General features: G+C 73.5%; 23 protein-coding genes. 10 read left to right on the top strand and 13 right to left on the bottom strand.

The genetic code is table 11. From position 1 onward, the window contains the following. The first annotated feature begins 59 nt into the window (after positions 1 to 59). Both MICAU_RS08005 and MICAU_RS08000 read left to right on the top strand, forming a co-directional pair. Complete coding sequence (locus MICAU_RS08005; protein WP_013284798.1) at positions 60 to 725, top strand: potassium channel family protein; 666 nt, start codon at positions 60 to 62, stop codon at positions 723 to 725. A 3-nt stretch (positions 726 to 728) separates the two neighbouring features. Then, on the top strand, positions 729 to 1418 hold the full coding sequence (locus MICAU_RS08000) for a potassium channel family protein (protein WP_013284797.1): 690 nt from the start codon (positions 729 to 731) through the stop codon (positions 1416 to 1418). Between the two features lie 10 nt (positions 1419 to 1428). Here MICAU_RS08000 and MICAU_RS07995 read toward each other — a convergent pair whose 3' ends face one another. From MICAU_RS07995 to dut, 4 genes are all read right to left on the bottom strand, one after another. Continuing rightward, a complete protein-coding gene (locus tag MICAU_RS07995; RefSeq protein WP_013284796.1) occupies positions 1429 to 2109 on the bottom strand; it encodes a DUF3159 domain-containing protein in 681 nt (226 codons plus the stop codon). Continuing rightward, the gene (locus MICAU_RS07990) at positions 2106 to 2486 is read right to left on the bottom strand and encodes an OB-fold nucleic acid binding domain-containing protein (protein WP_013284795.1); all 381 of its coding nucleotides are present in this window, start codon (positions 2484 to 2486) and stop codon (positions 2106 to 2108) included. The genes MICAU_RS07995 and MICAU_RS07990 overlap by 4 nt, the downstream gene beginning before the upstream one ends. A gap of 169 nt (positions 2487 to 2655) precedes the next feature. After that, positions 2656 to 3276, bottom strand: a complete 621-nt coding sequence (locus MICAU_RS07985; protein WP_013284794.1) for a DUF3710 domain-containing protein — start codon at positions 3274 to 3276, stop codon at positions 2656 to 2658. A gap of 25 nt (positions 3277 to 3301) precedes the next feature. Next, on the bottom strand, positions 3302 to 3799 hold the full coding sequence (gene dut, locus MICAU_RS07980; protein ID WP_030274559.1) for a dUTP diphosphatase: 498 nt from the start codon (positions 3797 to 3799) through the stop codon (positions 3302 to 3304). Between the two features lie 85 nt (positions 3800 to 3884). Here dut and MICAU_RS07975 point away from each other — a divergent pair, with 85 nt between their 5' ends. Next, positions 3885 to 4376: a DUF3093 domain-containing protein gene (locus MICAU_RS07975; RefSeq protein WP_013284792.1), complete on the top strand. Its 492-nt coding sequence runs from the start codon at positions 3885 to 3887 to the stop codon at positions 4374 to 4376. Positions 4377 to 4450: 74 nt separating this feature from the next. Here the strand turns inward: MICAU_RS07975 and MICAU_RS07970 are convergent, their stop codons facing one another. Then, a complete protein-coding gene (locus tag MICAU_RS07970) occupies positions 4451 to 5179 on the bottom strand; it encodes a hypothetical protein (protein WP_174361773.1) in 729 nt (242 codons plus the stop codon). A 216-nt stretch (positions 5180 to 5395) separates the two neighbouring features. Beyond that, the gene (locus MICAU_RS07965; protein ID WP_013284790.1) at positions 5396 to 5692 is read right to left on the bottom strand and encodes a DUF4193 domain-containing protein; all 297 of its coding nucleotides are present in this window, start codon (positions 5690 to 5692) and stop codon (positions 5396 to 5398) included. A gap of 439 nt (positions 5693 to 6131) precedes the next feature. Between MICAU_RS07965 and MICAU_RS07960 the strand changes: the two genes are divergently transcribed. Continuing rightward, a complete protein-coding gene (locus MICAU_RS07960) occupies positions 6132 to 6647 on the top strand; it encodes a LytR C-terminal domain-containing protein (protein ID WP_030274563.1) in 516 nt (171 codons plus the stop codon). A 69-nt stretch (positions 6648 to 6716) separates the two neighbouring features. Here the strand turns inward: MICAU_RS07960 and MICAU_RS07955 are convergent, their stop codons facing one another. Beyond that, positions 6717 to 7538, bottom strand: a complete 822-nt coding sequence (locus MICAU_RS07955) for an inositol monophosphatase family protein (RefSeq protein WP_013284788.1) — start codon at positions 7536 to 7538, stop codon at positions 6717 to 6719. A 286-nt stretch (positions 7539 to 7824) separates the two neighbouring features. On the opposite strand from MICAU_RS07955, the gene MICAU_RS07950 reads away from it, so the two are divergent. Next, positions 7825 to 9426: an RNA polymerase sigma factor gene (locus tag MICAU_RS07950; protein ID WP_041799187.1), complete on the top strand. Its 1602-nt coding sequence runs from the start codon at positions 7825 to 7827 to the stop codon at positions 9424 to 9426. A gap of 244 nt (positions 9427 to 9670) precedes the next feature. Beyond that, positions 9671 to 9904, top strand: a complete 234-nt coding sequence (locus MICAU_RS07945; protein WP_013284786.1) for a DUF7455 domain-containing protein — start codon at positions 9671 to 9673, stop codon at positions 9902 to 9904. A 152-nt stretch (positions 9905 to 10056) separates the two neighbouring features. Here the strand turns inward: MICAU_RS07945 and MICAU_RS07940 are convergent, their stop codons facing one another. The 3 genes from MICAU_RS07940 to MICAU_RS07930 all read right to left on the bottom strand — a co-directional run bounded on the left by MICAU_RS07940 (position 10057) and on the right by MICAU_RS07930 (position 12878). Further along, positions 10057 to 11778, bottom strand: a complete 1722-nt coding sequence (locus tag MICAU_RS07940; protein WP_030274567.1) for a DEAD/DEAH box helicase — start codon at positions 11776 to 11778, stop codon at positions 10057 to 10059. Between the two features lie 190 nt (positions 11779 to 11968). After that, the gene (locus MICAU_RS07935; RefSeq protein WP_013284784.1) at positions 11969 to 12619 is read right to left on the bottom strand and encodes a trimeric intracellular cation channel family protein; all 651 of its coding nucleotides are present in this window, start codon (positions 12617 to 12619) and stop codon (positions 11969 to 11971) included. 40 nt (positions 12620 to 12659) lie between these two features. Continuing rightward, on the bottom strand, positions 12660 to 12878 hold the full coding sequence (locus tag MICAU_RS07930; protein ID WP_013284783.1) for a DUF3039 domain-containing protein: 219 nt from the start codon (positions 12876 to 12878) through the stop codon (positions 12660 to 12662). Positions 12879 to 12966: 88 nt separating this feature from the next. Here MICAU_RS07930 and MICAU_RS07925 point away from each other — a divergent pair, with 88 nt between their 5' ends. After that, a complete protein-coding gene (locus MICAU_RS07925) occupies positions 12967 to 13899 on the top strand; it encodes a pseudouridine-5'-phosphate glycosidase (protein ID WP_013284782.1) in 933 nt (310 codons plus the stop codon). Continuing rightward, positions 13896 to 14792 carry a carbohydrate kinase family protein gene (locus MICAU_RS07920; RefSeq protein ID WP_013284781.1) on the top strand — a complete coding sequence of 299 codons (897 nt, stop codon included), beginning with the start codon at positions 13896 to 13898 and terminating at the stop codon, positions 14790 to 14792. The genes MICAU_RS07925 and MICAU_RS07920 overlap by 4 nt, the downstream gene beginning before the upstream one ends. Positions 14793 to 14831: 39 nt before the next feature. On the opposite strand, the gene MICAU_RS07915 is transcribed toward MICAU_RS07920, so the two are convergent. Further along, positions 14832 to 15188: a DUF3099 domain-containing protein gene (locus MICAU_RS07915; RefSeq protein WP_013284780.1), complete on the bottom strand. Its 357-nt coding sequence runs from the start codon at positions 15186 to 15188 to the stop codon at positions 14832 to 14834. Positions 15189 to 15294: 106 nt separating this feature from the next. Here MICAU_RS07915 and MICAU_RS07910 point away from each other — a divergent pair, with 106 nt between their 5' ends. Continuing rightward, complete coding sequence (locus tag MICAU_RS07910) at positions 15295 to 15606, top strand: hypothetical protein (protein WP_225319724.1); 312 nt, start codon at positions 15295 to 15297, stop codon at positions 15604 to 15606. Further along, positions 15596 to 15907 carry a hypothetical protein gene (locus tag MICAU_RS07905; RefSeq protein ID WP_013284778.1) on the top strand — a complete coding sequence of 104 codons (312 nt, stop codon included), beginning with the start codon at positions 15596 to 15598 and terminating at the stop codon, positions 15905 to 15907. The genes MICAU_RS07910 and MICAU_RS07905 overlap by 11 nt, the downstream gene beginning before the upstream one ends. Before the next feature lie 4 nt (positions 15908 to 15911). Here MICAU_RS07905 and MICAU_RS07900 read toward each other — a convergent pair whose 3' ends face one another. After that, on the bottom strand, positions 15912 to 17144 hold the full coding sequence (locus MICAU_RS07900; protein WP_013284777.1) for a low temperature requirement protein A: 1233 nt from the start codon (positions 17142 to 17144) through the stop codon (positions 15912 to 15914). A 72-nt stretch (positions 17145 to 17216) separates the two neighbouring features. Further along, positions 17217 to 17801, bottom strand: a complete 585-nt coding sequence (locus MICAU_RS07895; RefSeq protein WP_013284776.1) for an HhH-GPD-type base excision DNA repair protein — start codon at positions 17799 to 17801, stop codon at positions 17217 to 17219. Positions 17802 to 17906 lie beyond the last annotated feature (105 nt).

Here is a 17906-nt window from a genome sequence, read left to right as displayed (position 1 = left end):
GACGTGGCAGGCTCGCAGACGACGGGTCGGCGGGCGGCGCCGTGGGAGGAGCGGACACCGTGCATGTGGTGATCATGGGCTGCGGGCGGGTCGGGTCGACCCTGGCGCACAGCCTGGAGTCGCGTGGACACTCGGTGGCGGTGATCGACCAGGACGCGGACGCGTTCCGCCGTCTCGGGCCCGACTTCGCCGGCATCACCGTCACCGGGGCGGGCTTCGACGGCGAGGTGCTGCGTCAGGCCGGCATCGAACGGGCCGACGCGTTCGCGGCGGTGTCCAGCGGCGACAACTCCAACATCATCTCGGCCCGGCTGGCCCGGGAGACGTTCGGCGTGTCCCGGGTCGCGGCCCGCATCTACGACCAGCGCCGCGCCCAGGTCTACGAGCGGCTCGGCATCCCCACCGTGGCGACCGTCCGGTGGACCGCCGACCGGATGCTGCGCCACCTCGTCCCCGAGGGCAACGTGGAGATCTTCCGCGATCCGACGAGCACCGTCTCGATCATCGAGGTGCCGGTGCACAAGGACTGGATCGGCCGTCCGCTGCGGCAGCTGGAGCAGGCCGTCGGCGCCCGGGTGGCCTACCTGAACCGGTTCGGGATCGGCACGCTGCCCACCGCCTCCACCGTGATCCAGGAGGGCGACCAGGTCTACATGCTGGTGACCGACGACATCAACGGCCCGGTCACGTCGGTGGCGGCGGCGCCGCCGGAAGGGGGGCACTGAGCCATGCGGATCGCCATCGCCGGCGCCGGCAACGTGGGCCGCTCGATCGCCCAGGAGCTGATCGACAACGGCCATCAGGTGATGCTGATCGAGCGGCAGCCGAAGATGCTGCGGCCCGACCGGGTGCCGGCCGCGGACTGGGTGCTCGCCGACGCGTGCGAGCTGGCCAGCCTGGAGGAGGCCGACGTGGCCGGGTGCGACGTGGTGGTGGCCGCCACCGGCGACGACAAGGTCAACCTGGTGGTGTCCCTGCTGGCCAAGACCGAGTTCGCGGTGCCCCGCGTGGTGGCCCGGGTCAACCGGGCGGAGAACGAGTGGCTGTTCACCGAGCAGTGGGGCGTGGACGTCGCGGTGAGCAAGCCGCGGGTGATGGCGGCGCTGGTCGAGGAGGCGGTCACCGTCGGCGACCTGGTCCGGCTGATGACGTTCCGGCAGGGCGAGGCGAACCTGGTCGAGATCACGCTGCCGCCGACCGCGCCCTACGTGGGGCAGGCGATCCACGCGGTGCCGATCCCCCGGGACGCGGCGCTGGTGGCGATCGTGCGCGGCAAGCGGGTGCTGGTGCCGACCCCGGACGACCCGATCGAGGCCGGCGACGAGCTGGTGTTCGTCTGCACTGCGGCGGTGGAGGACGACGTGCGCGCGGTGATCCTCGGCCCGCCCAGCGCGGACCGGCACCGCGACCGTGCCTGAGGCGGCGGCGTCAGGAGCCTGGTAGCGGGGTGGGTGCGGTCTCCCGGGTGACCCGGCGCACCACCCACACCGTGATCAGCAGCAGCAGCGCGTACGGCGGGTAGCCCAGGGCGAGCCGGGCCACGCCGAGCGCGGTGTCCTGGTGGGCCAGGTAGAGCCCGGCCTGTACGCCGACCTTGGCCAGCCACACCACGCCCCACAGCACGGTGAGCTGGGTGAAGGTGCGTACCAGCTTGGGGTCGTCGCGCCACTCGGAGCGGCCCTTGGCGACCAGCACCGACCAGATCCAGCCGACCAGCGGCTGCCGGATCGCGGCCGACAGCAGCAGCGCCAGGCCGTACCCGATGCCGTAGAGGATGCCCGGCAGGTAGAAGTCGCGCTCGTCGCCGGTGCGCAGCGCCAGCAGCGCGCCGACGCCGACGCCGAACAGCCCGTTGACCGCGTGCCGCACCGGCTTGCGCTGGGCCAGCCGCAGCCCGGCGATCAGCAGCGCCACCGCCACCGAGGCGTACACGGCGGGGCGCAGCTCGCCGATCACGTTGGCGATCACGAAGACCACCACCGGGATGCTCGACTCGACCAGCCCGCGCCATCCGCCGAGCTGGTCGGCCATCTGCTCGGCGAGGCTGGGCAGCCGCTCCTCGTCCTGCGGGCCGAGACCCGACGGGGTGTGCTGCTGTCCGGTCGTCACTTCGGCGACTCCAGCTCGTAGTACGGGTTGTAGATCACCTTGCGGTCGTCGCGCACCGCCACCCGGCCGCGCGCGGTCAGGTGCCGGCCCGGCTCGATCCCGGCGATGTGCCGGCGGCCCAGCCAGACCAGCGTCACCACGTCGTTGCCGTCGTAGAGGTCGGCTTCCAGCGTGGGCAGGTTCGTGCGGGGCGTGTAGACGACGGTACGCAGCCGCCCGGCCACCGACACCACCTGACCCCTGTTGCACTGGTGGGCGGGCGTGCCGCCGGACTCGGCGCTCTCCCGGCGCAGCTCCTGCGCCTCGATCTCGGCCTCGCTCGCGGTGAGCCGGTGCAGGAGCCGCCGCAGCGACCCCCGGCTCTCGTCGGTCGTCATGACCTCCGCGTCACCCTCTCCACAGCGGGGCCCCGCGGGCGGCGGAACCGTCCCGCCAGCGTACGCGCAGTGGCCGCCCGGCGGGAGCGGCGTGGCGCGTACCGCCGGCCGGGACCGGACACGCCGCGGGCCCGGCGCCGGTACGACGCCGGGCCCGGGCACGTGTGGATCAGACCTCCTGCGAGTCGGCGGCCTGCTGCTCGGCGACCTCGCGGGGCAGCCGCAGCGGCAGCGGCTCGCGCACCGGCTTGGCCTCCTGGCCGCGGTCGACGACCAGGCCGTCCAGGCAGGCCGCGAGCGGGCCGGCGGCGGCCGGGTCGGTGGCGGCCGCGCCCTGGAAGACGCCGCGCACCATCCAGCGCGGGCCGTCGATGCCGACGAACCGCAGGTCGGTCGGCCCGTCCGGGGTACCCACGCGGGCGCGCAGCTCGGGCCCGTGCTCCCCCTCGACCTCCTGGGCGGTCGCGCCGTCGCTGACGAGCGACTGGCGGATCTCCTCGCGCACCTCGTCCCAGATGCCCTCGGAGCGGGGCGCGGCGAAGACGCCGAGCTGGAGCGCGTTCTGGCCGTGCACCAGCACGACCTGCTGGATCACGCCCTGCGGGTCGGCCTGGACCCGCACCTCGACGTCCGGCACCGCCGGGATCCGCAGGCTGCCCAGGTCGAGGCGAGGCGCCTCCGGGGCCTCGCTGACGTCGTACGGGCCGCGGTCCGGCGCCGACGGGGTCTCCTCGGCGTCGAGGACCCCATTGTCACGCGCCTCGTCGGCCCGCTTCCGGGAGAAGATCACTGCGCCCACCCTCCGCTGTTCACACTCACCCTGCCACCTCTTCGCTCTGCCCGCCGGACGGCGCCGGGACCAGCCCGGCGTGCCCGCCGGTGGACCCGTGCCCGCCCGTGCCACGCCGGGACTCGGGCAGCTCGGCCACCGGCCGGAACTCGGCCCGGGCGACCCGCTGGACCACGAGCTGCGCGATGCGGTCACCCCGGCTGATCTTGGCCGGCGTGTCCCGATCGTGGTTGATCAGGTTGACCAGGATCTCACCCCGGTAGCCGGCGTCGACCGTACCGGGCGCGTTGAGCACCGTCACGCCGAGTCTGGCCGCGAGTCCGGATCGGGGGTGCACCAGCCCGACGTAGCCGTCCGGCAGCGCCACCGCCACGCCCGTGGGCACCAGGGCCCGGCCGCCGGGGGGCAGCTCGACGTCCGCGGCGGCCACCAGGTCCGCACCGGCGTCGCCGGGATGGGCGTACGCCGGCAGTGGCAGCTCCGGGTCGAGCAGCCGCACGGGCACGGGTACGACGTCTGTCACGGTCATCCTCTTCCGTCCGGTCCTGCGGGGTGTCCCTGCCATCCTGCCGGTTGCCGGGCCGCTCGCGCGCCGTACCCTCGTCTGTGTGCGTCAGTCGTCATCTCCGGCCGCCCCGACGGCCACCGCCGCGCCGTACGCGGAGCGTCTCGGGCTGCCCTGGTGGGCCTGGCCGGCCGGGCTGGCCGCGGCCGGTCTGCTCGCGGTCGAGCTCTGGATGGGCGCGACCGGGGTGCGCGCCTGGCTGCCGTTCGTGCTGCTGATCCCCGCTGCGGTGGCCGCACTGTGGTGGCTGGGCCGGATCCGGGTCGAGGTGCGTGACGGCGAGCTGCGGGTCGACGACGCCCACCTGCCGGTGCGGTACGTCGCGGACGTGGTGCCGCTGGACGCGGCCGGCCGGCGCGAGGTGCTCGGCGTCGGCTCCGACCCGCTCGCCTTCGTGGTGCAGCGGCCGTGGATCGGTGGCGCGGTGCAGGTGGTGCTGGACGACCCGGCCGACCCGACGCCGTTCTGGGTGGTCAGCACGCGGCACCCGGTCCAGCTGGCGACCGCCCTGCTGGCCGCCCGCGACGCGGCCTGACCGTCCACCGCGGCCCGCCGCGGCCCACCGCGACCCGGCTCGGCCCGCCACGGCCCGGCTCGGCCCGGGACCGGTCAGGACGGCGCCTCCGGCAGGGCACGCGCGGTACGCCGCAGGTCCTTGCGCAGTTGCTCGCCGAGCGCGCGGGTGGCCCGGCGGTTGAGGTAGCCGGCCACGGCGGCGCCGGTCAGGAACGGCCCGAGCGTGGTGAGGTTGCGCCCGAAGCGGCGCATCAGGCTGTCCCGCAGTTCCCGGCGGGCGGCGGTGCCGAGCACCGCGCTCACCCCGACGCCCGGCATCATCGGGTTGACCCCTCGCTGGGTGGCCCAGGACTGCACGAGCGCCACGGCACGGCCGGTGCCGCCGGGCGGCAGCGGCACCCGGTGGACCTCGTGCAGTTCCCCGATCAGTTTCAGCTCGATCGCCACCACGGCCACCGTCTCGGCGGCCAGCAGGACGGGAGCGGAGAGCAGGGTGGGCGTGACCGCCCATTCGACGGCGGCGACCCCGCCGCCCGCGGCACCGACTCCGGCGGTGGCGCGGGAAGCGTTGCGGACCAGCCGGTCGGCGAGCGCCTCGTCGTCCAGGCCGGGAAAGTGCCGCCGCAGCGTGGCGAGGTCGCGGATCGGCACGTGCGGGGCGACCTCGGCGACCGTGTCGGTCATCCAGCGCACCGCCGCGCGGGGCTTGAACAGGTCGGTGATCCCGCGGGCGCGGGCCTGCCCGACCAGCCGGGTCAGCAGTTGCCGCCGGCGGGCGGGCGCGATGTCGTCGGCGGTCAGGGCGGCGACGGTGGCGCCCAGCTCCGCGGTGTCCGGGCTGTCCGGGCCCGGTACGTCCGGGCCGGGCTTGTCCGGGCCGCCTTCTTCGCTGCGCTCGCTCACCCGTCCGCCCTCCTGCTCCGCGCGGCGTGGCAGCCGCCCGTACGAGTCAAGCAGCTCCCGGCCGAGCGCGCACGGCGGCGGCTCGAACAGCGGCGGCCCCGTCGAGGAGGCCGCCGCTGGTGTCCCCGGCCGGGATCAGACGCACTCGCGGCAGATCAGGTCGCCGTTGCGCTCGACCGCCAGCTGGCTGCGGTGGTGGACCAGGAAGCAGCGGGCGCACCGGAACTCGTCCTGCTGCATCGGGAGGACCTTGACCGTGAGCTCCTCGTCGGCCAGATCGGCGCCGGGCAGCTCGAAGCTCTCGGCCACCTCGGCCTCGTCGACGTCCACGGCACCCGACTGTGAGTCGACCCGCCGGGCCTTGAGCTCTTCCAGGCTGTCCTCGCCGAGGTCGACCTCGTCGCGACGCGGGGCGTCGTAGTCGGTGGCCATCGGTTTCACTCTCCAATATCGATATTGTCGCTGCCGGTTGTAACGCCGGACGACGCCGTTTCGGTTCCCCTGACCGGCCACCATCTCTGTCGGGCACCCGACCCGAAGAGCGGTGGGCCGGGCTCGCCGGTGCGAAATGCCCCCGGTGAGCGCGGAACCTTACCCCCCCTGTGGGCGAGGCATGTATACCGCCCTCGCGGGAGAGATGTACGCCTCTGCGCCCGAAGTTGTTCCCAATGTGACTCAGGCGACACGAAGATAGGGGTAGTCCTACCGGTTCACCGCGTGGCGCGCCGGTATGTCGGACTGTTTCCACGCCTGAGCCGGACAAGCGTTAACCTCAGCGGCGTACTGGACGGCCGACAGGTCGCGGCCCGACCGCGTCGCCCGCCACCACCCAATCACTGTCCGGGGAGCGCCCAGGATGAGTTTTGCGCGAGTGCGGGCACTCGTTGTCGTCGGACTGCTGGCGGTCGTCGCCCTGGTCTTCGTGGTCGTCGCCGTGCTGAAGGACAGTCAGGGCACAGCCGGTACGGCGGCCGCCTGCCCCGATGGCTGGCCGCTGGTCGACCTGCGCCTGCGGGAACAGAAGGACGTCAAGATCAACGTCTACAACGCCACCGACGAGGCCGGCCGGGCCGGCAGCGTCGCGGACGACTTCCGCAACCGCAAGTTCCAGGTCAAGAAGGTCGGCAACGAGACCAAGGCGTTCGACGGCGTGGCCGAGCTGCGGTTCGGGCCCAAGGCCGTGGGCTCGGCGCACCTGCTGCGCGCGTACTTCCTCAACGAGGCCAACCAGAAGTTCGACCCCAAGCGCAAGGACGACGTCGTCGACGTGGTGCTGGGCAACCAGTTCCAACAGCTCGCCACCACCACCGAGGTCAACCAGTCGCTCGGCGACCTGGGCGCACCGCAGGCGCCGACCGGCACCTGCCCGATGCCGATCGAGAAGTAGGCGACGGGCGCACCGACGACACAGGGCGGTCTCCCCCGGGGAGGCCGCCCTGTCGCGTGTCCGGCGCCGTCACGGCCCGCCCGAGGCGTCCAGGTCGGCCAGCCGGTCGTGCAGCGGCCCGTGCAGCGCCGGCGGCGCGGCGAGCACCAGGTCCGGGCCGGCCGGGAGGCCGGACAGGCCGGTCACCAGCAGCCCGGCCTCCCGGGCGACCAGCCCGCCCGCGGCCAGGTCCCAGTCGGCCAGACCCTTCTCGTAGTACGCGTCCACCCGCCCCTCGGCGGCCAGGCAGAGGTCGAGCGCGGCGGCGCCCATCCGGCGGATGTCCCGGATGTGCGGGATCAGCTCGGTCACCACCCGCGCCTGGTGGGCCCGGCGGTCGGCGTCGTAGCCGAACCCGGTGGCGACGAGCGCCTGCCCGAGGTCGGTGGCGGCGGAGCCGTGCAGCCGCTGCCCGTCGCGCCAGGCGCCGCCGCCGAGCGTCGCGGTCCACTCCTCGCCGGTGACGATGTTGCGGACCACACCGGCGACCACCTCACCGGCCACCTCGGCGGCCAGCGAGACGGCGCAGTACGGCAGCCCGTACAGGTAGTTCACGGTTCCGTCGATCGGGTCGAGGATCCAGCGCACGCCGTCGGGGCCGGCCGGGCCGGTCTCGCCCGCGCCGTACTCCTCGCCCAGCACGGCGTCGCCGGGCCGGCGCTGCCGCAGCGCGGCGACCACCTGCCGCTCCACCGCCCGGTCGGCGGCGGTGACCACGTCGGTCACCGTGCTCTTGGTCGCGGCCACCGAGACGCCCTCGACCCGCATCCGGTACGCGGTGGTGGCGGCCTCCCGGGCCACATCGACAGCGATCGTGAGCAACTCCCGCGCCGTGGGCGTCGAGATGATCATGTCTCTCCCCTTCCGGCACGATCGGGACCGGCCGTCTCGTGCGCGGGTATCATCCTTACAAAGTCCACATCTGCGCCGAATCTGCGGTCCCGGACCGCAGGTCCGCCGTGCGGCGCGGGATGATCGCGGCAGACGGCGTTACAATTCACCCTGCCCACGCGCCACGGACCGCCAGCGACCGGACGGCCCGGGACACGGGGGTCCTCAACGACTCGCCCGGCGCGGCCGTCCCATGCTGCGCCGGACGACCCGGCCGTGCTCGCTCTTTCGCCTCCGGAAGGTCTTCGTGACAGATCCCCGCCAGACCGGCGCCGACGTTCGCTCGCTCACCGACACCCTGATCGCCCACGCGCAGAGCGCCGGCGGCCAGCTCACGTCGGCCCAGCTCGCGCGCACCGTCGAGTCCGCTGAGGTGACCCCGGCCCAGGCCAAGAAGATCCTCCGCGCACTCTCCGAGGCGGGCGTGACGGTGGTGGTGGACGGCTCGGCGAGCACCCGCCGCCGCGTCGCCGCCGCCCGGTCCGCCACCCCGGCCTCCCGCGCGACCACGGCCAAGACCACCAAGAAGGCCGCCGCGCCCGCCCCCAAGCAGGCGCCCGCCGCCGAGGAGTCGCCCGCCCCGGCCCCCCGGAAGGCGACCGCGCGCAAGGCCATCACCGCCGACGTGGCCAAGGCCGCGGCCCCGGCGAAGGCCACCAAGACGACCCGCGCCACCAAGGCCACCGTGGCGGCGAAGACCGCAGCGGCCAAGCCGGCCAAGGCCGGCGGCAAGGGCGAGGGCCCCGACGGCGAGATCGATCCGGAGGAGCTGGCCGCCGAGATCGAGGACGTGGTGGTCGAGGAGCCGGCCGAGCTGACCCAGGCCGCCGAGGCCGACGCGGCCAGCTCCGCCACCGACAACGACTTCGAGTGGGACGACGAGGAGTCCGAGGCGCTGAAGCAGGCGCGCCGGGACGCCGAGCTGACCGCCTCCGCCGACTCCGTGCGGGCGTACCTGAAGCAGATCGGCAAGGTGCCGCTGCTCAACGCCGAGCAGGAGGTCGAGCTGGCCAAGCGGATCGAGGCCGGCCTCTACGCCGCCGAGCGGCTGCGCGCCGCCGACGAGGGCGAGGAGAAGCTGGTCCGCGACCTCCAGCGCGACCTGATGTGGATCTCGCGGGACGGCGAGCGCGCCAAGAACCACCTGCTGGAGGCGAACCTGCGGCTCGTGGTCTCGCTGGCCAAGCGCTACACCGGCCGTGGCATGGCGTTCCTCGACCTCATCCAGGAGGGCAACCTCGGCCTGATCCGCGCGGTCGAGAAGTTCGACTACACCAAGGGCTACAAGTTCTCCACCTACGCCACCTGGTGGATCCGCCAGGCCATCACCCGCGCCATGGCCGACCAGGCCCGCACCATCCGCATCCCGGTGCACATGGTCGAGGTGATCAACAAGCTCGGCCGCATCCAGCGCGAGCTGCTCCAGGACCTGGGCCGTGAGCCCACCCCGGAGGAGCTGGCCAAGGAGATGGACATCACACCGGAGAAGGTGCTGGAGATCCAGCAGTACGCCCGGGAGCCCATCTCGCTCGACCAGACCATCGGCGACGAGGGTGACAGCCAGCTCGGCGACTTCATCGAGGACTCCGAAGCGGTCGTCGCGGTCGACGCGGTGTCGTTCTCGCTGCTGCAGGACCAGCTCCAGCAGGTCCTGCAGACGTTGTCCGAGCGTGAGGCGGGCGTGGTGCGCCTGCGTTTCGGCCTCACCGACGGCCAGCCGCGCACTCTGGACGAGATCGGCCAGGTGTACGGCGTGACCCGGGAACGCATCCGGCAGATCGAATCCAAGACCATGTCCAAGTTGCGGCACCCCTCGCGTTCCCAGGTGCTCCGCGACTACCTGGACTGACCGCGTACGTCAACAAATCGTGCCGGTTTGATCACCAGCCGTAGAACACTCTTTGGTGATCGTTCGGTTGCCTGTTTGTGATCGTTGACGTGGCACCCTTGGTGCACGGCACACTGTCCTCCACGCCAGGTGTGACCTCGGTCCCCCGCGGGCACACAGGGAAGGCAGGGCCCGAGATGGGTGTTGCACGATAGGTGAGCAACCGAAGAGAGTGTTCATCGGTGACGACCAGAGGAGGAAGGCGATGACCCCGACCCTCACGCCGCCGCCCGAGACGGTGAGCCCCCCGGCCGCCGATGAACGGTGCGACCGCTGCAATGCTGCCGGCAAGCTCCGCATCACTCTGGCGGGTGGGAGTGAGCTGGTGTTCTGTGGGCACCACGCGAACAAGTACGCGGAGGATCTCGTGAAGATCACCGTGCGGTACGCGTCGGACCCGGAGTTCAGCTGGCGAGGCGCCGATCTGATGGCGAACTGAGGTCCGACAAGAAGTCCACAACCCGACATGACCGGCCGGAGGCACCCGCAAGGGGAGCCTCCGGCCGGTTTTTCGTGCCGGGTGCCAACGGTGCGCGACGGTGTTAAGAAGGGGCCCCTGCTCTACCGGAGGCGTTAACAGGGGGCCCTTCCTTACAGGGTCTGCACGGTGGCGATGCGCTCCTCGAGCTGCTCGATCGTCGCCTGCGCGCTGGGCGGGCCGCCGCAGATCCGGCGCAGCTCGGCATGGATCTTGCCGTGCGGCTGGCCGGTGTGGTGGTGCCGGGCGGCCACCAGAGCGTTCAGCTGCCGCCGTAGCGCCACCCGGCGCTGGGCGGCACTCATCGGTGGGGGCGCCGCCGCCGGGGCCGCAGCGGCCGGCTCAGCGGTCCGCTGGGCGGCCCGGCGCTTCTGCGCGGCGAGCTGCTCGGCCTGCCGCTTGGTCAGCAGCAGCGAGACCTGGTCGGCGGTGAGCAGACCGGGCAGACCGAGGTATTCCTCCTCCTCGGGCGTGCCGGCCTGGGCGGCGGTGCCGAACGAGGCACCGTCGAAGATCACCTGGTCCAGCTCGGCGGTCGCGGAGAGCGCCGCGAAGCGCTTCTCCAGCTCCCCGCTGGCGCCGTCGTCGCGCTGGGCGCGCTCCAGCAGGTCGTCGTCGAAGCCCTCGCGGTCCTTCGGCTTGCCGAGCACGTGGTCCCGCTCGGCCTCCATCTCGCTGGCGAGCCCGAGCAGGTGCGGCACGCTGGGCAGGAACACCGACGCGGTCTCGCCGGAGCGGCGGGCCCGGACGAACCGGCCGATCGCCTGCGCGAAGTACAGCGGGGTGCTGGCACTCGTCGCGTACACGCCGACGGCCAGGCGGGGGATGTCGACGCCCTCGGACACCATCCGCACCGCGACCAGCCACCGCTGCTGGGAGGCGGCGAACGTCGCGATCCGCGCGGACGCGCCCTGGTCGTCGGAGAGCACCACTGCGGCCTTCTCACCGGTCACCTGCTCCAGCAGCTTCGCGTACGAGCGGGCCACCTGCTGGTCGCTGGCGATGACCAGGCCGCCCGCGTCGGGCATGCCGTTGGCGCGCAGCACGGTCAGGCGGGCATCGGCGGCGCGCAGCACCTGCGGCATCCAGTCGCCGGCCGGGTCCAGCGCGGTACGCCACGCCTGGGCGATCAGGTCCTGCGTCATCGGCTCGCCGAGGCGGGCGGCCAGCTCCTCGCCGGCGTTGGTGCGCCACCGGGTCTCCCCCGAGTACGCCAGGAACAGCACCGGCCGGACCACGCCCTCGCGCAGCGCGTCGGAGTAGCCGTAGACCGAGTCGGCGCGGGAGCGCAGCAGCCCGTCGCCGCCGCGCTCGTAGCTGACGAACGGGATCGGGTTGTCGTCGGAGCGGAACGGCGTACCGGTGAGCATCAGCCGGCGTACCGCGGGCTCGAACGCCGCCTTCACGCCGTCACCCCAAGTACGCGAGTCGCCGGCGTGGTGGATCTCGTCGAGGATGACGAGCGTGCGCCGGGTCATGGTGCGCCGCCGGTGCACCTGCGGCGCCATACCCACCTGGGCGTAGGTGACCACGGCGCCGTGGAAGTCGGCGGCGGAGTGCAGGTCGGCGTTGCGGAACGCGGCGTCGAGCTGGATGCCGACCCGTGCGGCGGCCTGCGCCCACTGGGTCTTCAGGTGCTCGGTCGGCGCGACCACGGTGACCGCCTCGACGGTGCCGTCGGCGAGCAGCTCGGCGGCGATCCGCAGCGCGAACGTGGTCTTACCGGCGCCCGGCGTGGCGACCGCTGTGAAGTCCTCGGTCCGGCGGCGCAGGTACTCCACCAGCGCCTTGCGTTGCCAGGCGCGCAGGGGCGGGAACGTGTCGAGCGCCGGCATCCGCGGTGGCACGCGTAGCTCCTCTCCGCCGCGGACGGCGGCGGGCCCGACCGGGGCCACGGGAGCCGCCGCCCATGAAAACGCCCTCGCGCATCCGTGCCGCGAAGGCCGGTTCAGCATAACCAGCGCGGACCGTACGCCCCACTCGACGCCACGCCTGTCACATCCGCCCACCCCGGCGCGGATCGGGTCAGGGCAGTGGTCCCCGGGTGCCGGTGCGCGGCGGCCGCAGCGTCGCCACCGGGGCGGACCAGCGGCGGCGCAGCGCGATCAGGCGCAGCCCGAACACCAGCAGCGCGGCGCCGGTGAGCGGTACGGCGGTGGCCTGTCCGCACGCCGACAGCAGCGCCACCGCGATCGAGCCGGCGAGCGCCGCGAGCGCGTAGATCTCCCGGCGCAGCACCACCGGGATCTCGCCGGTGAGCAGGTCCCGGCCGAGCCCGCCGCCGATTGCGGTGAGCATGCCGATCATGCAGGCGCCGACCGCCGGCACGGCGGCGTCGAGGGCCTTGAGCGTGCCGGTCACTGTGAACAGGCCGAGACCCGCCGCGTCCAGCACCAGCACTGTGGTGCGCAGCCGGGCGAGCTGGGGGTGCAGCCAGAACACGGCCGCGGCGACGACTGCGGCGGTGGCGGCGTAGCGCCAGTCGGCGAACGCCAGCGGGGGCACCTCGTCGATGGCCAGGTCGCGGAAGATACCGCCGCCGAGCGCGGCGACCACGCCGACGAAGACCACCCCGAACAGGTCGAGCCGTTTCGCCACCGCCGCGGAGGCGCCGGAGGCGGCGAAGACCGCCACGCCGGTGAGGTCGGCGAGCAGGAGGGCGGTGGAGGTGGTCACCGCCGCAGGTTACGTCGAGGGGCGGCGGAGCCGCCCGCTGTCACTCGGCGTACGAGTCGTAGATCTCCTTGCACTTCGGGCACACCGGCGAGCCCGGCTTGGCCGCCTTCGTGACCGGGAACGTCTCGCCGCAGAGCGCGACCACGTAGGTGCCCATGACGGCACTCTCGGCGATCTTCTCCTTGCGGACGTAGTGGAACATCTCCGGACCAGTGTCCGCGTCCTTCAGCTCGGGACGCTCGAGAACCTCTGTGCTCACGACTACACCTCCGGCGTTCCAGTTTTGCAGGTCGGTCCGCCCCGGTCCACCTGGGCCCCGGCCGGAAGCGGCCCGTACGGTAACCGACGTGACCAACTTTCACATCAGTCTCGGTAGTGAGGTGGCCGACGCCCTGCGGGACGGCCGCCCGGTCGTGGCGTTGGAGAGCACGATCGTCTCGCACGGGCTGCCCCGCCCGGACAACCTGCGGGTGGCGCGCGAGATCGAGCAGGCGGTACGGGACGCGGGGGCGGTGCCGGCCACCATCGGCATGGTCGCCGGCGAGCTGCGGGTGGGGCTGGACGACGCCCAGCTCACCCGGCTCGCCACCGTCGACGGCGTGAGCAAGCTCTCGGTACGCGACCTGGCCCCGGCGGCGGCGACAGGTGCGGACGGCGCGACCACCGTCGCGGCCACCAGCGCGGTCGCGGCGGCGGCCGGGATCGGCGTGTTCGCCACCGGCGGGCTCGGCGGCGTGCACCGGGAGGCGGCGCAGACGTTCGACGAGTCGGCCGACCTGGTCACGCTGGCCCGGACGCCGATCGCCGTGGTCTGCGCCGGGGTGAAGTCGATCCTCGACGTGGGTGCCACGCTGGAGCGCCTGGAGACGCTCGGGGTGGGCGTGGTCGGCTACCGCACCCGCCGCTTCCCCGGCTTCTACCTCACCGACGCGGGCTTCGACCTGGACTGGTCGGTCGATTCGCCGGAGCAGGTGGCGGACGTTCTGGCCGCCCGCGCGGCGCACGGCGTGCACCACGGCGGCCTGGTGGTGGCCAACCCGCTGCCCGCCGACGAGCAGCTCGACCCGGCGCTGCACGACCGCACGCTCGCCGAGGGCCTGGCCGCGCTGGCCCGCGAGGGGATCACCGGCAAGGCGGTGACCCCGTTCCTGCTGTCGCACTTCCACTCCGCCACCGAGGGCGCCAGCCTGGCGGTGAACGTCCGGATCATCCTGCGTAACGCCGACCTCGCGGCCCGGATCGCGGTCGCCGCGGCGGCCCGCCCCACCGGTACGGCATGAACGCCAGGCCGCGCATCGTCGTCGTCGGCGACGTGATCACCGACGTGCTCGCGGTGCTGTCCGGGCCGCTCGCGACCGGCTCGGACACCGCGGCCGGCATCCGGTTCAGCGGCGGCGGGCAGGCGGCGAACACAGCGGCCTGGCTCGCCGGGCAGGGCGCCGCGGTGACGCTGGTCGCCGCCGTCGGCGACGACGAGACCGGCCGGGAGCGGGTGGCCGAGCTGACCCGGATCGGTGTCGACTGCGCGGTGGAGCGGCACGAGGGCTACCCGACCGGCACCGTCATCGTGCTCACCCACGACGGGGAGCGCACGATGGTCAGCCAGCGCGGCGCGAACCTGCGGCTGACCGCCGCGCACGTGGACGCGGCCCTGGCCGCCGCGCCCGACGCCGGGCATCTGCACCTGTCCGCGTACACCCTCTTGGACGTCGGGTCGCGCGGCGCCGGCCTGCGCGCGCTGGCCACCGCTCGCGAGCGCGGGCTGACAGTCAGCGTCGACGCGGCGTCCGCGGCGCCGCTGCGGCGCGTCGGCGGGGCGTTCCTGACCTGGGTACGCGACGTCGACCTGCTGCTGGTCAACACGGACGAGGCGACGGTGCTGGCCGGCGGGCTGGACCCGGCGGCGCAGGCGCGGGCGCTCACCGCGGTGGCGCACCGGGTGGTGGTCAAGCGCGGCGCGGCGGGTGCGGTGTGGGTGGAGCGCGGCGGTGTGGTGGAGTTCGCCCCCGCGCCCGGCGTGGACGTGGTGGACGTGACCGGTGCCGGGGACGCGTTCGCGGCCGGGCTGCTCACCGCGTGGCTGGCCGGGGCCGACCCGCGTGCGGCGCTGGGCCGCGCCGGTGACCTGGGCGCGCTCGCCGTGACGACAGTGGGCGCCCGCCCGGCTCCCTGACGCCTGCGGCCGGTCCGGGCGGTGCTCCGCCCGGGCCGGTCAGGGCTCGGCGTCGATGATCTTGTGCGGGTTCTCCTCGGCGGTCAGAGCCGTGGGCGCGGGCTCCTCGCGGCGCCGGTTCTGGAACCGGTTCGCCAGGCGGTGCTCCTCCTTCGGCGGCCGGTCGTTCGCCAGCAGCACCGCCAGCCAGGGCACGAGCACCATGCCGAGCGCGCACAGCGGCAGCCAGAGCCAGAGCAGCGGGGCCTTCGCGCCGACCAGGATCGCGCCGGCCACCAGACACGCGACCCGGATGGCCATCATCAGCACGTACCGCTTCTGCCGGCTGTTGAGCTGGTCGTCCTGGCTGCGCGGGGCGTCGGTGATCAGTATCGGCTGGTACGCCTGACGCTTCACCACGGACCTCCTACGAGGGGATAGGGCCCATCCTGTCACTCCGGACGGATGATCGGCGAAATTCGTGACAGCCGGGTGCGTGTTACGTGCGTGGTACGCTTCGCGCGTGGCCAACCGGTTCAGCTTCACCGACGAGGCGCTGGCGAACCTGCGGGTCTACGACGTCACACCCGGGGAAGTCTGGGAGGCCCTGCACAGCAAGCGCCGGGTCATCCGCCACCTCGGGGACGACGTGATGGTGGTCTACGCCACCGACCACCGGGGCCGGCGGCTCGCCGTGCTGCTGGCCGAGGCCGACGGCACCGACAACGACTGGGACATCCTCTCCGCCCGCGAACTGAGCGACGTCGAGGCCAAGCGCTACGACGAGGCGGTGCGGAGATCACGCCGACGAGGAGGCGGTCACGATGCACCGTGACGAGGCGACCAAGCGGTTCCACGCCGGAGGCGACGCGTTCGCCGACCTGATCGACGACACGTCACCGGCGCAGCTGCCCACCCCCGACACCGACGTGCCGATGGTCAGCCGGTCGGTCCGGCTCCCGCTGGAGACGTACGAGCGGGTCCGCGCCGCCGCCGACGCGCGCGGCATCGGGGTGACCACACTGATGCGGCAGTGGATCGAGGCCGGCCTGGCCGACCTGGACGACTCGGCCACCGTCTCGCTGGCCGACGTACGCCGCGCGCTGGCGTCGCTGTCCCGCCCGACCGCCGCCTGACGGCTCACGCCTCCGGGCCGCCCTCGCCGAGCGCCTCCCGCCCGATCGGCGAGGCGGAGCGCTCCGGCGGCCGGTGCCAGGCCCGGCGGGCGTCGGCGAACGCGACGAGCGCCAGCACGAGGGCCACCGCGCCGAGCGCGAACATCGCGGGCACGGTCGCCAGCGCGGGCAGGAGCAGCACCAGGGCCAGCAGCCCGGCCAGCCGGGGGCGGGACACCCGGCCGAAGATCTCGTACTCGAACCGGGAGCGGGCGGCCAGGAACAGCGCCGGGCCGCCCACCACGAAGACCAGCCAGTTCGGCCGGGCCGTGTCGTACGGGTGGGCGATCACCAGCTCGTAACCGACCGCGGCGCTGAGCACCCCGAGCACCATGAACAGGTGGGTCTGCGCCGCCGACTCGGCCAGCCGCCCCGGCGTGCCGGCCATCCGCAGCGCCTCCGCCAGCAGGTGACCGGCCCGGTAGAAGTAGATGCGCCAGAGCAACGCCGTGATCACGAACGAGATCGTGAACGCCACCGCCGCGTCGCCGGAGAACTCCTTCCCGCTGTAGGTCACGCCGATCACCAGGATCGACTCGCCGAGCGCGATGAGGAAGATCTGCTGGTAGCGCTCTGCCAGGTGCTCCCCGGCGACGAGCCACTGCCGGATGCGCGACGCCCCGATCCACGGCAGCGGCCAGCCCAGGAACGTGCCGAGATGGTCCACCGCCAGCGCGACGACCCACAGCGCCAGGCGCGGACCGGGCATCAGCGCGCCGGCGATCCACAGCGGGGCGCTGACCCCCGCCCAGACGGCGAGCCGCAGCGGGACCAGACGCCGCGGGTGGGCACGCAACGCCACCGCGATCAGCAGCGGCCGCCCGACCATCACCACCACGTACGCGAGCGCGAACGGCAACGCCCGCTCCTCCAGGGCGCGGGGCAGCGTCACGCCCAGCACCAGGCTGCCGAACATGGTGCCGACCACCACGACCTGGATGACGGCGCGCTCCGGCTCGTACCGGCTGGTGACCCAGGTGGTGATCGTCCAGACCTGCCAGAGCACCAGGAACAGCAGCAGGGTCCTGCCCACGTCGGCGGCCACCGCACCGGCGGAGCCGTCGACGCCGTTGATCAGCCGCTGGGAGACCCGGGTCAGCGCGAACACGAAGACCAGGTCGAAGAAGAGCTCCAGGAAGGTGGCTCGCCCGGGGCTGGACGCGGTACGCAGCAGCGCCCCGCCCCGCTGCTCGGTCATCGTCCGCCCCTGTCCCCCGTCCTGGCGACCAACGACAGGGACGGCGGGCCGGTTGCGGCGGCGTACGGCGGATCAGCCCTTCGCGGCCTTCGCCTCCGCCTTCATCCGCTGCTTGAACTCGCGTACCCGGCGCAGCGACTCGGGATCGGTCACGTCCGCCACCGAACGGTGGGCGTCCGCGTCGCCGTAGTCGCCGGCTGCCTCGCGCCAGCCGTCCGGGGTGATCCCGAACCGCTTGCCGAGCAGCGCGACGAAGATCTGCGCCTTCTGCCGGCCGAACCCGGGCAGCTCACCCACCCGGCGCAGCAGCTCCCGGCCGTCGGTCACGTCGGACCAGAGCCGGGCCGGGTCGCCGTCGTAGCGCTCGACGAGCGCCCGGCACACCTCCTGCACCCGGGCCGCCATCGCCTTGGGGAAGCGGTGCAGCGCGGGCGGCCGGGCGAAGATCTCCACGAGGGCGTCCGGGTCGTACCCGGCCAGTTCCGCGGCGTCCGGCTCGTGGCCGAGGCGCTGCGCCAGCACGTACGGGGAGGAGAACGCCTTCTCCATCGGCACCTGCTGGTCCAGCACCATGCCGAGGAGCAGGGCCAGCGGGCTGCGTGCCAGCAGCTCGTTGGCCTGCGGGTCGATGGGCAGTGACAGCGTCATGGGGACCATAGTGCCGCGCCGGCCGCCGGTCGGGGGCGGCGACTCCCCGACGACGTGACGCGGCCCGGCGGACCCCTGGGAGGTCCACCGGGCCGCGGCCCACGGAGTGGTCAG

It is taken from the genome of Micromonospora aurantiaca ATCC 27029 (assembly GCF_000145235.1).
GTDB classification, from domain to species: domain Bacteria; phylum Actinomycetota; class Actinomycetes; order Mycobacteriales; family Micromonosporaceae; genus Micromonospora; species Micromonospora aurantiaca.
The sequence above is the reverse complement of the archived record's forward strand: the minus strand, read 5'-3'. Positions and strand labels throughout refer to the sequence as shown.